Source organism: Brevibacillus sp. IT-7CA2, from assembly GCF_949767855.1.
Taxonomy (GTDB): Bacteria; Bacillota; Bacilli; order Brevibacillales; family Brevibacillaceae; genus Brevibacillus.
The window spans coordinates 331165-345449 of record NZ_CATKQT010000033.1; the positions used below are offsets into that span (position 1 = coordinate 331165).

The window sequence follows — 14285 nt, forward strand, 5'->3', positions numbered from 1 at the left end:
GTCCGAACATTATACGCAACAAGGGAGGAACCGAAGACATGTGCGGAATTATGGGATATATCGGGAACAGGGAAGCGCAGCCGATTCTAATCAATGGGCTGCGAAAGCTGGAATACAGAGGCTACGATTCAGCTGGCATTGCGATTTGTGATGGAGCAACCATCGGCATTCGCAAGGCAAAAGGCAGAATTGACGTACTGGAGAGCCAAACCCAAAAGTCAGGCTTGCAGGGCTCCATTGGCATTGGTCATACGCGCTGGGCGACACACGGACGACCGTCTGACGAAAACTCTCATCCTCATTTTGATCAATCCGGCAAGTTCTCGATCGTGCATAACGGCATTATCGAAAACTATCTGGATCTCAAGCAGGAGTTGATCGAAAAAGGCGTGACGTTTACTTCGGAGACAGACACGGAGGTCATCGTGCACCTTTTGGCGCAGGAATACGACAACAACCTGGTTGCGGCAGTGCAGAAGGTCGCTGGTAAAATTCGCGGAGCATTTGCTCTCGGTGTGATGACGGAGCATGAGCCTGACAAACTGATTGCAGTTCGTATGGCGAGCCCGTTAATTATCGGGGTAGGGAAGAATGAGAATTTCATCGGTTCTGATATCCCGGCGATCCTGGAGCATACGCGCGATGTGTACGTTCTCGAAGACGGAGACCTGGCGATTCTGACCAAAGATTCAGTTCACGTCATGCGTCTGGATACGACGGAGCCAATCGAGCGAGAGCTGGTGCGGATTGAGTGGGACAAGGAGCAAGCGGAAAAAGACGGCTTTGCTCACTATATGCAAAAGGAAATTTACGAGCAGCCGCGTGCCCTGCGCAATACAATGACAGGTCGAATCGATGCTACACAGCAAAAGGTTATTTTTCCTAATCTTCAGTTATCAGAAGCGAGTGCCAAGCGTGTGGAGAAAATCTACATTGTCGCATGCGGTACCGCTTATCATGCAGGCTTAATCGGCAAGCATGTGATCGAACGACTGGCACAGATTCCGGTAGAAGTAGATGTAGCGTCGGAGTTTCGTTACCGTCGCCCACTCTTTCAACCAAATACGCTCACGATTGCCGTCAGTCAATCAGGGGAAACAGCAGATACATTGGCAGCCATGCGTGAAGCCAAACGAAACGGCTCAGCAGTACTCGCTATTACGAATGTAGTCGGTAGCTCGATTGCCCGTGATGCCGATGACGTGATTACGACAAATGCAGGTCCGGAAATCGCGGTTGCTTCGACGAAGGCATATACCTCGCAGTTGATTGCGTTTTACTTGCTCGGCATCTATTTGGCACAAGCGAAGGGAACATTGGACACTGACACCCGTGCCTCACTGCTTCACCAACTGACCGCACTCCCGGATCAAGTCGAGCATATTCTCGCGCATGCGGATGAGATACGTCATTTCGCTGAATCGATCAAGGACGAGCAGCATTTGTTTTTCATCGGACGAGGACTGGATCAGGCAGTATCTATGGAAGGCTCGCTCAAGCTGAAGGAAATCTCGTATATTCACTCGGAGGCGTATGCGGCAGGGGAGCTAAAGCATGGCACGCTGGCGCTGATCGAAGAGGGAACGAGAGTCATTGCCTTGGCTACACAGGATGAGCTGCACGAGAAAATGATCAGCAATATTACAGAAGTGAAAGCCCGTGGAGCAAAGGTTCTTGGTATTACATTAGATGGACATGTAGAGCTGCATCGCTCGGTTGATGATGTTTGCCTGATTCCGCAGACAGATGCCTTGCTTACACCTGTTCTAGGCGTTATCCCCCTCCAGCTCATTTCGTATTACACTTCTGTTGCGCTCGGCAATGACGTAGATCGTCCACGAAATTTGGCCAAAAGTGTAACAGTTGAGTAAACACAAACGTCAGTCGTAAGGAAGTTCAAAAAATCGACTTTTTGAACAGGCATTGATAGCAAGAAGGGGGAAGGATGAATGAACACCTCGAAGCGGACGTTGAATCAGGAGAAATTACTGGAGATTATGCTTCAGGCCTATCAGCTGGGCGTGCAGAGGAAAGACATTGATTTGACCATGATGATTGACACACTGACCTATGAATTGAAACCATATTTCGATCAGCAAATCCAACAAGGTCAGCTTGCAAAAGGGGAGCTGACCAAGACGGAGGCGATAGGATGAACATACATGCAGTAGTACTCGCAGCAGGAAAAGGAACCAGAATGAAATCTTCGCTCTACAAGGTCATGCATCCAATCTGCGGGAAGCCGATGATTGAACATGTCGTAGAGACATTGGAAGCATTGTCACTTCGCCACTTGGTCGTCGTTGTCGGTCACGGAGCCGAAGTGGTCAAAGAGCAGCTGAAAAACCGCGTTCAGTATGCGTATCAACCGGAACAGCTCGGTACCGCTCATGCTGTTTGGATGAGCCACGAAATTCTCGGGGCGCAGGATGGCGTAACGATTGTCATGAATGGTGATACACCGCTCGTACAAGAACAGACGCTGCGAAGTTTGCTCGAGTATCACCAACTAAAACAGGCAGCAGCCACGGTTTTGACCGCCATTGTGGACGAGCCTACAGGCTATGGCAGGATCATTCGCGACGAGAACGGCGATGTCCGAAAAATTATCGAGGAAAAAGACGCGACCTTGGGACAAAAAAAGGTGAATGAGATCAGTACCGGAATCTTTTGCTTCGACAATCAAAAGCTGTTTTCGATGCTGCCGATGGTCTCAAATGAAAACGCGCAAGGGGAGTTTTACTTGCCGGACGTTCTGGGGCTTTTGCAAGAACAAGGTCATTTGGTAGCGGCGTTTGCAACGGATGATCCCGAAGAGGGCAATGGCGTCAATGATCGTGTGCAGCTCGCTGATTTGGAACAGCTAATGCGCAAGCGAATCAACGATTTCCATATGCGAAACGGAGTTACGATGATAGACCCGAGCTCGACATACATCGATTCTGACGTAATGATCGGGCGTGATACGGTGCTCTATCCGGGAACCTGCCTTTTTGGCGAAACACAGATTGGTGAAGGCTGCCAAATCGGGCCGCATGCGCTGATCAAAAATAAGAGCATCGAGGATTACACGAGAATTCAACCGTTTTCAGCGGTTGATGGCAGTACGTTTGGTGAGCGGGCTTTTGCTGGAGTGGGAGCGACGACACAACAGTACGGTATCGACCAGCACTGATGCAGGTATTTCGTCGATATAGCTGGCTTTGGATAGCGCTGCTCCTTGTGACAGTGGCTTCGATCATTATGCTGTCGTTGGCAAACACCCGCTCCGCCCTGACAAAAGCAACCTGGATATGGGATGCCAAGCAAATGGAGACCCAAACCGATGAAATGATCGAGTTTGCCGAGAAAAACGACATCAACCTGATCTACCTTCACGTTGAACCAGCAGCAGTTGCGCCTCAGACGTATCGTACCTTCATTGAAAAAGCCAACCAAGCAGGCATTAAGGTAGAGGCGCTTGGCGGTGACCCAAATTGGGCGTTAACAGCGAATCGCCAGAGCATCGATGATCTCATCTCCTGGGTGAAGGCGTTCAATCGCAATGCCAAGTCAGATGAACGATTCTCGGGGATTCACGTTGATATCGAGCCGTATTTGTTACCAGCATGGAAGGAAGACCAGGCAGAAATCGTCCGGCAATGGCTGAAAAATGTCAGCTATCTGGCAGCAGAAACGAAGAAGGACACGGATCTCGCTGTCGGTGCCGACTTGCCTTTTTGGATCGACTCCGTAAACGTTCCTGGCAGTGATGAGAAAGTGAGCAACTGGATGGTGCAGCGACTCGACAGTATTACGTTAATGGCCTACCGCAATCAAGCCCTTGGGCAAAATGGGATCATCGAAATAGTAGAAAAGATCGTCGATGATGCCAATGTACACAAAAAAGGGTCGGTAATCGTAGGCGTCAACATCATGGAAACGATGGAAGGCGCTCATGTGAGCTTTTATGAAGAAGGCACTGAAGAGATGAACAACCAGTTGGCCATTTTACAAGAGGAGCTGTCAAACAATCCGGCGTTTGCGGGAAGTGCAATCCATGATTACGAGAGCTGGAAGCACGCAAGTCAACGAGAGGAGCAACTTTGACGAATGAAAGCTGCGCGCATCTATTTGAGTGTTCTCTGCCTGACGGTCGGCTTTCTGTTCGGCTTTTCCCCCGCGGAGAAGAAGAGTAAAGCAACGTGGATTTGGCAATCCGAAATGATCGGGAGAGAGAAACAAGAGATTCTCGATTTCTGCAAAAGTAACGATATTAATCTCGTCTACTTGCGAATCGAGATGAACAAGCCCTATGATTACTACCGCGATTTTATCCGCGAAGCGACAGAGATGGGGATCGAGGTTCACGCGGTAGCTGGCCATCCGGCATGGGCGCTCAAAAGCAATGAAAAGCGGATGATGAATATCGTCCACTGGGTAAAAAGCTACAACCGTGAAGCGGAGAAGAATGCGCGAATTCGCGGGATTCAGTTAGACATCGAGCCGTATCTCCTGCCGTTTTGGGAGGACGATCAAAAGCGGATTATCCGTGAATGGCAAGCCAATGTGCAGGCGTTCACAGCCGAGGTGTCAAAAGACCAGGATTTGGTTGCCAGTGCAGCCATTCCATTTTGGCTGGACGATATTCCCGTTCCGGGACAAGAAGAGATGTCCTTGTCCAAATGGATGATCAGCCAGTTTGATACGGTATGTATCATGGCGTATCGTGACACACTTTCCGGTCAAAACGGCATCCTGAACTTGATTGATCAGGAAATGAAGGAAGCGGATGAATTAGAGACGCGTGTCTTGGTTGCTGTAAATATGAAGCCGCTTGATGAAGACCACGCTTCTTTTGCAGAGGAAGGCCCAGCTCTCATGAAACAGCAATTAGAGCAATTGCCTGCACATTTGGCACAGCATCCGTCCTTCTCTGGTGTCGCGATCCACGATTATCGCTATTGGAAGGAGGCGACGCCACTGCCCCCAGTAACGAAGCAACGCTACAAAGGCACCTACATATGGCGTGCAGAATTGATTGGCACGGAAAAGGAGGAAATTCTCTCCTTTGCGGAACAAAACGGGGTGAATCTCCTCTATGTTCGTCTTGATTTGGAGCAGCCGACTTCCTATTATCGCGATTTCGTGAGAGAGGCTCGTGAAGCGGGGATCGAGGTTCATGCGATGGGTGGTCATCCGATTTGGGCGATATCTGAGAGTCGGAGCAAGATCATGAAGCTCGTGAATTGGGTGAAAGACTACAATGAGGCTGTCTCGACAGAAGAACAGTTTCACGGCATTCACTTAGATATCGAGCCATATGTCCTTCCTGTCTGGCGTGAGGATAAAGAGGCAGTCTTGCGCCAGTGGATGGGCAACATCGAAGCATTTGTCGAGGAGACCAAGGGCGGGACTTCCTTGGAAGCGAGCGTCGACCTCGCTGCATGGCTAGACAAGACACCGACTCCAGGTCAGCCCGAACTGCCGTTTTCGCATTGGATGATCAAACAGCTTGATCATACGACCTTGATGGCTTTTCGTGATCGGGCTCCTGGCATTATCGGCTTGGTTGAAAATCAGATGAAGTACGCAGAGAGCCTCCAGAAAAAGCTGGTCGTCGCCGTGGAGACGAAAGAGAGCCACGAAGGGCACGGGATCACCTTTTACGAGGAAGGCATGGGCGAAATGGATCGGCAGCTGGATCTGGTGACAAAAGCGCTGGATCGATACTCCTCTTATTGGGGGCTCGCCATTCATGCTTATGACTACTGGAAAAACGGGAAAGAGTAGGCTGCCTGCATCGTGCACCATGCACGATTGTTGTACAATAGAAGAAAACGAGCGTCGGAAAGAGGAGAACAAGCCATGCGAGATGTGCAAAACCGACATCGAAATCTTCCGCAGCGAGCGCCAGAGATGTTGTACAACGTGGTGCGCAAGTTTTACCGTGGAGCAGTCAGTCACTTTGACCTGATTCAGGAGAAAAAGCAGGAAGCACGTGCAGCATTGGAAGCTGGTGACCACGACAAAATCCGTGCAGCCGTACACACGTTATTTTTGGAGTTCCATTTTTATGTGACCTGCTGGCTCCAGATTGAGCTTGCCCTGTATCGGCTGGCGCGTCAGGATGAACGCCTTGCGCAAGTGATGGAAAGATATCGACCATCGTTGGAAAAGCATGTAGCGGTACGGCAACTGCTGGATCAGACGGAGGCGTGTGTGGAGGCGCAGTTTCAACCAACCGGGGATGGATGGTCCTGCGTGCAGAAGGATGTCTACGTGTTTGGTAGCATCATTTTTACAGTGGATGAAGAGAGTCTGCAAGATTTGCATGCCGTGTATCAGGCGATTTGGGAAAATGCAGACCGCTGAACGATCACTCATAACAAAAAGCGTGACCGTCGCGATGGATGGTCACGCTTTTCTCATTTAGAAAGTGCCAGGGAAAATGGAGCCTGTGTGAGGAGCCATCTGGCCTGGGGTGTTCAATTGGTGAACCTCTTGTGTGTTCGTGCCCGCAAAGCCGGGAGAGAAGATCGATTGTGCTCCTGCGCCAGCCTGATTGCTGTACGCCTGATTGGCATATGCCTGTGGCTGCAGCTGAGGTTGCAGCTGAGGTTGCTGCTGCTGACCTTGTTGTGCTTGCATGCCATAGCCAGTGTTATTCAACTGGCGAACTTCCTGGACATTGGTATTGGCAAAGCCAGGCGCAAAAATACTGCCAGTCATCGCTGGTGGATACGCTGCTTGATTCGTATAGCCAGCTTGTCCTCCGTAGCCGCTATAGCCAACTTGATTGCGGGCTTGAACCTCTTGAACATTTGTGCCGGCAAAGCCCGGAGAGAAAATGGAGCCTTGTCCAACCGATTGCTGATAAGAAGGCTGTGCCTGCATGTAGCCAGCTTGCCGGCCTTGTGCATAGCCTGCGAATTGATTTTGCATGGACTGGAGCGCTTGATTTTGCCCATAGCCATATTGCTGTTGTTGTTGTTGAGGATAGCCAGTCTGATTGAGTTGTCTTACTTCCTGGACATTGGTATTTGCAAAACCTGGGGAGAAAATCGATTGTGCCCCACCGGAGGACATACCCAATGAAGGAGTTCCGATGGATTGGGCATGACCGCCGTGATTCCAATGCTGTACTTCTTGTACGTTTGTTCCGGCGAATCCTTGTTGGAACATAGCACCTGCAGGGCTCATTGCTCCAAAAAATTGCGGTTGTTGTTGGGATTGCATCATATTGTTAAGTATATGGGTCATGGTTAAGACCACCTCCATGGAGTATTTTTTCCAAGGTTGATCAGGTCATGCATCCGATAACGAAAAAAACATGCCGGAGTCTAAACGGCATGTTCCTTTAGATCAAAATGTGTGACTTGCCTCATTGTTCAGTGCTACCCGCACGTATAGCCAGCATGCCGATTCACCTATTGCGGTAGCGTTTATCTACAATCAGGAAGGATTGACCCATTATGAGCCAACAGCCTGGGGGTCAATCGCGTCAGCCAGTCGTTGTTGGGTGATGCGCCGTTCCCCTTCCTGACGGGCAAATCGCACCAAGGTCGTCTGTGAATCAGCTAGTGCTGTTCGACTCCCTTATCCTGCGGCATTCCCTCGCTTGCTTTGCAAGTGGGAGACATGCTGTGCGTAGTGGATCAAATTCGCTAACGATAGTCGTCGAATCGATGGTTCATCGAATTTCTCCGGCTTTGCATTCGCTTCAAAGAGCCAGAGCTTTCCTTCTTCTGTCAAGCCAAGGTCCATCGACATCTCAGCCAAATCCGTCCATTCTGCATTTAATGATCGTGCGATGGCGAGTGCCGTATCGTGAATGTGTCTTTCCATTTGCTCGTGATTATTAGTAAACAAGGCTTGCGTAACGGTTGATAACGAGTGGATCGAGCCGCCGCGTGGCACATGAGTGGTGATGCTTTGCGAGCCAGACCTTCTGATGCCAACTCCGGTTACGCTCCACTCGCCCTCGCCATCTTTCTGTACGAGGACGCGCACATCAAAAGGTTTGCCGTTGTAACGGGCACGATGGATACCTTGCTGCATGATGTACTTCTGCTGTTTGACATGGAGTCTAATATGCTTCCATACGTCATTCAAATTGGAAAAGCGGCGAGTAATGGCCTTTTGCTCCTTTAACCGTTGCAGGAACCACTTATCGTTTTTGAAATCAATGCGCATAATTCCCTGACCAGCTCTACCGCGCACAGGTTTCAAGTAGACAAAGCGATGTTCAGTGCAAAAGCTTCGAAAGCGAGCCAAGGTGTCCAGCTTTTTCGTATCCGGTAGAAAATCTTGCACCTCCAGGTGGGATTCAAGCATCGTAAACAGCTGTTGCTTGTCAAAAAAGGCACGATTAAACAATGTGACATTTGGCATCTCATGAATGCGGTTCAATGCTCTTCGGACTTCAGGTCGCCGTTCTGCTTTTCTCGTCGGAATTCGGTTGTAAACCACATGGGGGAAAGGTAGAATCACCTCTTGCCACGAGTTTAGACGATTGTTGTACAAATAGCCGCGCACCTTTTTCTTCTCCCAATTGATTCCTTGTGGAGTGAACACATATACGAGTGCACCCCATTGCTTTCCCGATTGAGTAATATCCTTGAAGTTCTCGCGATTTCCTAAAAATGTTGCCCCTTCACCAACGGTCAATATGCCAAATAATGGGCCAAGCTTCAGGGAGTCGTTCGCCATTTTCCAGTTAATGCGTGTACGAATACGGCTTGCTTTTACGCGGGGTAAACCAGCGTATATCCGTTTCGTATGAGAAAAGGGACCGAGACTGGCGACCAGTGGCTTTGGCGAGCGTTTAAGGACTAGCCGAGGTAACTGTACGAACCATCTACCGCTAGGGAGGATCGTCAGCCACCCGGAGCGCTGCTGAAGCATGGTGTTCCTCCTTCCTGAAAAACGGTACAGATCGCGTGCGACTAGAAATTGGCCAAGTAACAGCTATAATCGACGAGCAACTTGCGTGATTCGTGATCAGCCTCCTTGAGTCGGGCGTGCTTGAATATAGAACGGCCAGGCTTGGAATTCGCTTCGAACATCCAGACATGGCCTTGCGTATCAATCCCCATGTCCAGCCCCAATTCTCCTAAATCAATCCCTTTTGCCAGTTCGATTGCGGTAGCGAGTCGGATCGACGCGTCAGAAATGCGCTGAGTCATGAGGGGTTTTTGTCTGCCAAACAAGTGCTGCAACAGGTCATCGCCGGGGATGACAGTTCCACCCGTGCGTACGTGGGTAGTTACGCTGCCAGAACCGGCAACCTTGGCTGCCGTGCAGGAGACGACCCACTCGTTTTGCTGATTTTTATGCAAGTGAACACGGAAATCAAACGGTCGTCCATGGAATGTCATGAGCGAAATGCCCTGTTGTGCCAGATACGCACTGACGCGACGACTGCGGAAGACATGCTGATAAAGGCTGGACAGCTTGGAAAATTGTTTTTTTACATTGCCGCTGCCTGTATGATAGGAGGCAGTAAAGCCACCGCCTGCCTGGCGAACCACTTTGACAATACCGTACCCGAGACTTCCATTTTTGGGCTTCAAATAAACGATAGGGTATTTACGCAGCAAGTCTCGAACCGTTGTAAGGGAAGGAGAGGTATAAGTCTCCGGGATATGCTCATTCACTTCTGGATTCGGATACAGCAGTTGGTGCACGCCCCATTTGTTGAAAAAGCCCTGATTGAACATCGGTAAATTGGGGTAACTGGCCAGTCGATACTTGAATTCCTGGACGGCTTCATGTTTTTCTGCTGAACGAGAGGGAATACGATCATAGACGACATCGGGCATGGCGGTAACATGCTTTTTCCAAAAGTAGCCGCCTGACTTGCTTCTGCGCAAAAACCACGCTTTGACCGTATTGGATTCCCAGTCCACATCGGTTGGGGAAAATATATAGTAGAAAACGCCTTTCCCTTCTTGAGCTTGTAACAGATTGTAAAAAAACGAGGTGCGAGGGCCAATTGGCTGCTTGGGATCTCGTCTTATGCCAGTCGTAACGATCCCGATTGAAGGACCGATCCGGAGTGCGGATCCTTCTAGTTTGAGCTGGATCAAACCAGGGTGAGGAATGCCCAGCTCCGTTTGCAAGAGCGTCGTCACTTTCATGACGTTCGTATCCGGATTGCGTTTATCTTGTAAGACAGTTGCGACTACTTCCTTTTTACCCAGTAAGACTTTAATTTTCTGGCGTTGCCGTAGCTGTAGCTTTTGGAAGAGAGTAGCTGGCAGGATAATCCCACTGATACGGGGGTTGGAAAGGAAGCGAAGCCGCATTCTGAACGTTTCCATGCTTTAACCTCCTACACGCTCTTTCATGAGATAGTGGGCGTAGCGAACAGGCTGAGTAATCGAATGCAGTTGTGCAGTCGGGTCGTCAATCATGCGAAAAACGGTTCGCCCTGGCCTGCTGTTTACCTCGATGATCCAAACATTACCTGCGGTGTCGATGCCAATATCGATTCCCAGCTCAACGAGTCTGCCGTGTGACTCTTCCAAAAAACGGGGAAGTTCTTCTGCCACTCGGTTGATTGTTTGCTCGATGCGTGCCGCTTTTGCGGATGTGAAGTGAAGAGGCAGGAAAGAGGCCAGAGGTGTTGCTTTCCCTCCTCCGTGCAAATTGGAGGTGATACTGCGTTTGTCTCCCAGTCGCACAGCTTTGCCAGTCGTCCCCCATTTACCCAGCCCGTTTTTTTGAACCAGAACACGGACATCGAATGGGGTACCATTCGGGGTATGCAACTCCAAATAGGGCTGTACCAGAAACTTACGGCCGGCAGTAAAGACAGACACAAAACTTTTTAATCCGGCAGTGTCACGAATTCGCCTGGTGAAAGGCTTATTGTCTCGGTTTCGTCCAGAAGCTTCATAGCCACTGCGCATTTCTTTGATTCTCACGACGCCAATACCGTGAGTTCCCGCCATCGGCTTGATGATGGCTGCCCCGTATTTTTGCAAGGTTGCATGGAGCACAGGATATGAGAATATTTCAGTAGGCGGGAGCAGCGGGGCGAGGAGAGGGGACTTAACGAGCATCTGGTGCACCTGCCATTTTCCAGACAGACCATGCCCCAAAAACGTAATGTTGCGATCGTTTTGCAACTTTTCCACAAATGGTTTATAGTGGCGATAAGATGGGCCCACAAAGCAACGATCATAGATAAAGGCGGGGATTGGGAAGTCTTTAGCGTGCCAGGACCCATTGCGATATTCGAAGCCTTTTACCATTCGGGTGGAAAAGTTAACCTGACGTGGTGAAAAAACGAAGACGCGAATGCCGTGCTTGCGTCCATAGAGCGTAAGCTTTTTGTAGTACCCTTTGTCTACAAAGTGGGAGCCTTGGCACCGGGCCATGATGCCAAGACTTCTCTCGGATGCTGTCATGTAGGTCACCTTCGCCTGTTTTTGTTGCGCTTCGGTCTTCTTTTTATCGTCTTTTGTGGTTGAATGGTCCGGGGAAAACCACTTAGAAAGGCGGAATAATCCAGCATGCGAATGACAGAAGGGCGAGCACGCCGAGGCAGCTCTTCGGCACCCTCAGGCAACGGAACTGTTTTGGCTGTCTTGGATGGCTTGCTGTTGACCTCCAATAGCCACACCCGTCCATGGACATCGACTCCCAGATCAATTCCGAATTCTGCGTACTGCCCAGGCAGTGATTCTTCTAAAAGGATCGCGAGCTTAAGTGCTACTGCGCGTAACGTTTGAGGGGATGGTCGAATCGCGCTCGCCCGTGGTCCACAAACTCGCAGCGCCTGAAGGGGAGTCATCATTTGCCCGCCTCTGGCTATATTGGAAACAATGTGGTTTAATCCCAGGCGAGCTACCATGGAAGTGATGGACCATTCGCCTTTTCGGTCTTTTTGTACCAATACACGAAAATCTGTCGGTCGTCCTTGGATGCCGATTAACGGTAACCCTTGTTGCAGCAAATAGGATGTGCCTTTTGCCCTTTTTTGCAAATACTGATGTAAGCCCTGAATGCTAGCAAATGATTTGCGCAATCCTCCGGGGAACGCGAGCTGGTATCCCTCGGGAGAACTGCGAACTCGAATGATCCCGCGCCCCATGCTGCCGTTAGCTGGTTTTGCATATACGGTGCGATACGTAGATAGCATTTGCCGCAGGTCTTCCAGTTTCAAATAACGAACCATACTAGGAAGATGTTCGGAGGCTGTCGGTTGATTCTCAAGAGCGGCGTGTACATGCCACTTATTCAAAAAACGCTCGTTAAAAAAGGGAATGGAAGCGTCCTTGCAGCGTTGAACCCAGTTGGCCATCTGTTCACTTCGTTCGCGTTGGCGGGATACGAGCCGGTTGTAAATGCATTGTGGAAGCGGAAGTAAGGTTTGTCTCCAGACGCCTCCTCTTCTAACGATACCGCGCACGATTCCCGCATCCCAGTTGACATCCTGAAGCCGAAATACGCAAAGGATACCTCCGCGTTTACGGGTGATATCAGACATCTCCTGGAAGAAAGAGTTTAGGTGTCCAAACGGTGCTTGCGAGAACGCTGCATTGTAGGTCGAAACAAGAACACCTACATACGGTCCGAAAACGATTGTTTTCTGACTCGCATCATAACGGACTAAGAGTGGAACGCCCCTGGGCAGATAAAGTGATTGAGCTAAAGATGGTCGTATGAAGGTTTTACCCGAGGTTTTGCCTCCCCGTTCCCAACTGCCTACGCGTGCGGAAACGGTTTTGCTCCCAAATTGAACCGTAATGGTGGACGGTGTTGAAAGATTCCATTTGCGCAAGTGCGCCTGGGGCAGGTTAAGGTCTACTTCCGATATTATCTCGTTTTCGACAACGATTGTTGGAACGTAGGACATGAGTATCCCCTTCCCATCAGGCAAAGTTAGTCTATGGTATGAGCATCCAAAACGTTTGGTGCCATGTAGAGAAGAGAGGTTGTTAGGATTAATGAACGCTTGGATACTATTAGTGAATATTGCAGTAGGCTCTGTCATCGGTGGAGTGACGAATGATTTAGCCATCCGAATGCTATTTAAACCAGTAAAACCGTGGTATGTAGGCAGATGGAAAGTGCCTTTTACTCCGGGATTGATTCCGAGAAGACGGGACGATATCGCGATACAAATGGGCAGACTCGTCGAAGAACATTTGCTGACGACAGAGGGGGTCAAGCGTGCGCTGAACCAGAGTGGTTTGGAGAGCACACTGACAGGATGGATGAACACCATCGCTCGCGACTGGATGACAGATGAGCGTAGTCTACGTCAAGCATTGCTCACGGTGATGCCACAGTTATTTAAGGAAGACGGAACGTGGAGTGAGGGTGTCCGCGCGCCTATCGAGGCAAAATGGGGTACTTTTGTCGAACAGATTCTGGCACAATATGAAGAGAAAAAACTGCGAGAGTTGGTTACGGAAAACGGGCGCGAGCGTCTGGATGCTGCACTTGGCAGTGTGAGCGAACTGCTCTTGAAACGTTTCCGCGAATATTTACATTCCCCGGAAGGCCAGCAAACCTTGCAAAACATGGTTCGCGGATTGCTCGGTGGAGGCGGGGGCATGTTTGGTGGCTTGGTCGGGATGTTTCTTGGGGATGACAAGATTTTGGGCAAGATTCTCCCGTATCTCGATGAGCTTTTGCAAAGCAGAGAGCTTTCGGAGCGCGTGCATTACTTTTTGCATAAGGAAGCGGACAAGCTCTTGGACAAAAATGTGGGCGAAGTGGTTGCCTGGATTGGGCGAGATCAAGTGGACGACTGGGCGCGGAAGCTTTTTGCCAAGTTGGAGGAGCAAAGCCTGCGGATCGTGGACGAGCCTCTGTCTCGCTTGACAGCGCCTTTTTCTGAGACAGTGACAAAGGAACTCGTTCCTCGTTTGGCAAAGTGGATGGTGAACACGCTGCAACAAAACATAGAGAGAATATTTTCGCGCCTGACCATCCGGGATATTGTTACCCGGCAAGTGGAGGGTTTCCCGATTGAAAGAATTGAAGAGATGGTAGTCGGGATCTCAGGCAAGGAATTCCGCATGATTACCGTGCTCGGATTTATCCTTGGCGGGATTATTGGGCTTGTCCAAGGATTATTGGCAAACTTCATCGGCTAAGAAAAACTGAAAAGAAACTGTAACTGTGTTGTAATAATCCTGTAATATTCCTTGGGTATGATAAAAGCACGATGAAAACCCCCTTAATGATATACTTTCTGGTCGGTAGCTTTCGAAAAAGCTACCCTTTTTTTTTGCCCCGCCTTCGGGTATATTGGTCGAAGGAGCGCACGTACATGGAACGGGTGG

At 49.8% G+C, this 14285-nt stretch carries 12 protein-coding genes; 7 read left to right on the plus strand and 5 right to left on the minus strand.

Annotated features, from left to right (window positions below; genetic code table 11):
• Window positions 1–38: 38 nt before the first annotated feature.
• The 6 genes from glmS to ACM6JA_RS18215 all read left to right on the plus strand — a co-directional run bounded on the left by glmS (window position 39) and on the right by ACM6JA_RS18215 (window position 6354).
• A complete protein-coding gene (glmS, locus tag ACM6JA_RS18190) occupies window positions 39–1871 on the plus strand; it encodes a glutamine--fructose-6-phosphate transaminase (isomerizing) (protein WP_414853461.1) in 1833 nt (610 codons plus the stop codon).
• A gap of 78 nt (window positions 1872–1949) precedes the next feature.
• A complete protein-coding gene (locus ACM6JA_RS18195; protein WP_007728018.1) occupies window positions 1950–2156 on the plus strand; it encodes a hypothetical protein in 207 nt (68 codons plus the stop codon).
• On the plus strand, window positions 2153–3175 hold the full coding sequence (glmU, locus tag ACM6JA_RS18200) for a bifunctional UDP-N-acetylglucosamine diphosphorylase/glucosamine-1-phosphate N-acetyltransferase GlmU (protein WP_390237884.1): 1023 nt from the start codon (window positions 2153–2155) through the stop codon (window positions 3173–3175). Before ACM6JA_RS18195 ends, glmU begins: the two co-directional genes overlap by 4 nt.
• Window positions 3175–4089 (plus strand): hypothetical protein, encoded by a 915-nt coding sequence (locus ACM6JA_RS18205; RefSeq protein WP_414853462.1) that lies wholly within the window; start codon window positions 3175–3177, stop codon window positions 4087–4089. The genes glmU and ACM6JA_RS18205 overlap by 1 nt, the downstream gene beginning before the upstream one ends.
• A 3-nt stretch (window positions 4090–4092) precedes the next feature.
• A complete protein-coding gene (locus ACM6JA_RS18210; RefSeq protein ID WP_414853463.1) occupies window positions 4093–5772 on the plus strand; it encodes an SGNH/GDSL hydrolase family protein in 1680 nt (559 codons plus the stop codon).
• A gap of 75 nt (window positions 5773–5847) precedes the next feature.
• Complete coding sequence (locus ACM6JA_RS18215; protein ID WP_414853464.1) at window positions 5848–6354, plus strand: hypothetical protein; 507 nt, start codon at window positions 5848–5850, stop codon at window positions 6352–6354.
• A 57-nt stretch (window positions 6355–6411) separates the two neighbouring features.
• Here the strand turns inward: ACM6JA_RS18215 and ACM6JA_RS18220 are convergent, their stop codons facing one another.
• From ACM6JA_RS18220 to ACM6JA_RS18240, 5 genes are all read right to left on the minus strand, one after another.
• Complete coding sequence (locus tag ACM6JA_RS18220; protein ID WP_414853465.1) at window positions 6412–7242, minus strand: hypothetical protein; 831 nt, start codon at window positions 7240–7242, stop codon at window positions 6412–6414.
• 336 nt (window positions 7243–7578) lie between these two features.
• The gene (locus ACM6JA_RS18225) at window positions 7579–8886 is read right to left on the minus strand and encodes a YheC/YheD family protein (RefSeq protein ID WP_414853466.1); all 1308 of its coding nucleotides are present in this window, start codon (window positions 8884–8886) and stop codon (window positions 7579–7581) included.
• Window positions 8887–8927: 41 nt separating this feature from the next.
• The gene (locus ACM6JA_RS18230; RefSeq protein ID WP_414853467.1) at window positions 8928–10304 is read right to left on the minus strand and encodes a YheC/YheD family protein; all 1377 of its coding nucleotides are present in this window, start codon (window positions 10302–10304) and stop codon (window positions 8928–8930) included.
• A gap of 3 nt (window positions 10305–10307) precedes the next feature.
• The gene (locus tag ACM6JA_RS18235) at window positions 10308–11396 is read right to left on the minus strand and encodes a YheC/YheD family protein (protein WP_414853468.1); all 1089 of its coding nucleotides are present in this window, start codon (window positions 11394–11396) and stop codon (window positions 10308–10310) included.
• Window positions 11397–11401: 5 nt separating this feature from the next.
• Entirely contained in the window at window positions 11402–12847 is a 1446-nt protein-coding gene (locus ACM6JA_RS18240; RefSeq protein WP_414853470.1) for a YheC/YheD family protein, read from the minus strand.
• 91 nt (window positions 12848–12938) lie between these two features.
• On the opposite strand from ACM6JA_RS18240, the gene ACM6JA_RS18245 reads away from it, so the two are divergent.
• Window positions 12939–14096: a DUF445 domain-containing protein gene (locus ACM6JA_RS18245; protein WP_414853471.1), complete on the plus strand. Its 1158-nt coding sequence runs from the start codon at window positions 12939–12941 to the stop codon at window positions 14094–14096.
• The last annotated feature ends 189 nt before the right edge of the window (window positions 14097–14285 follow it).

Excerpts from the sequence above, each read along its gene's own strand:
- ACM6JA_RS18235 (WP_414853468.1), bottom strand. The coding sequence starts at position 11,396 with ATGACAGCATCCGAGAGAAGTCTTGGCATCATGGCCCGGTGCCAAGGC.
- ACM6JA_RS18225 (WP_414853466.1), bottom strand. The coding sequence starts at position 8,886 with ATGCTTCAGCAGCGCTCCGGGTGGCTGACGATCCTCCCTAGCGGTAGA.
- ACM6JA_RS18245 (WP_414853471.1), top strand. The coding sequence starts at position 12,939 with ATGAACGCTTGGATACTATTAGTGAATATTGCAGTAGGCTCTGTCATC.
- ACM6JA_RS18215 (WP_414853464.1), top strand. The coding sequence starts at position 5,848 with ATGCGAGATGTGCAAAACCGACATCGAAATCTTCCGCAGCGAGCGCCA.
- glmS (WP_414853461.1), top strand. The coding sequence starts at position 39 with ATGTGCGGAATTATGGGATATATCGGGAACAGGGAAGCGCAGCCGATT.
- ACM6JA_RS18205 (WP_414853462.1), top strand. The coding sequence starts at position 3,175 with ATGCAGGTATTTCGTCGATATAGCTGGCTTTGGATAGCGCTGCTCCTT.
- glmU (WP_390237884.1), top strand. The coding sequence starts at position 2,153 with ATGAACATACATGCAGTAGTACTCGCAGCAGGAAAAGGAACCAGAATG.
- ACM6JA_RS18220 (WP_414853465.1), bottom strand. The coding sequence starts at position 7,242 with ATGACCCATATACTTAACAATATGATGCAATCCCAACAACAACCGCAA.
- ACM6JA_RS18210 (WP_414853463.1), top strand. The coding sequence starts at position 4,093 with ATGAAAGCTGCGCGCATCTATTTGAGTGTTCTCTGCCTGACGGTCGGC.
- ACM6JA_RS18195 (WP_007728018.1), top strand. The coding sequence starts at position 1,950 with ATGAACACCTCGAAGCGGACGTTGAATCAGGAGAAATTACTGGAGATT.
- ACM6JA_RS18230 (WP_414853467.1), bottom strand. The coding sequence starts at position 10,304 with ATGGAAACGTTCAGAATGCGGCTTCGCTTCCTTTCCAACCCCCGTATC.
- ACM6JA_RS18240 (WP_414853470.1), bottom strand. The coding sequence starts at position 12,847 with ATGTCCTACGTTCCAACAATCGTTGTCGAAAACGAGATAATATCGGAA.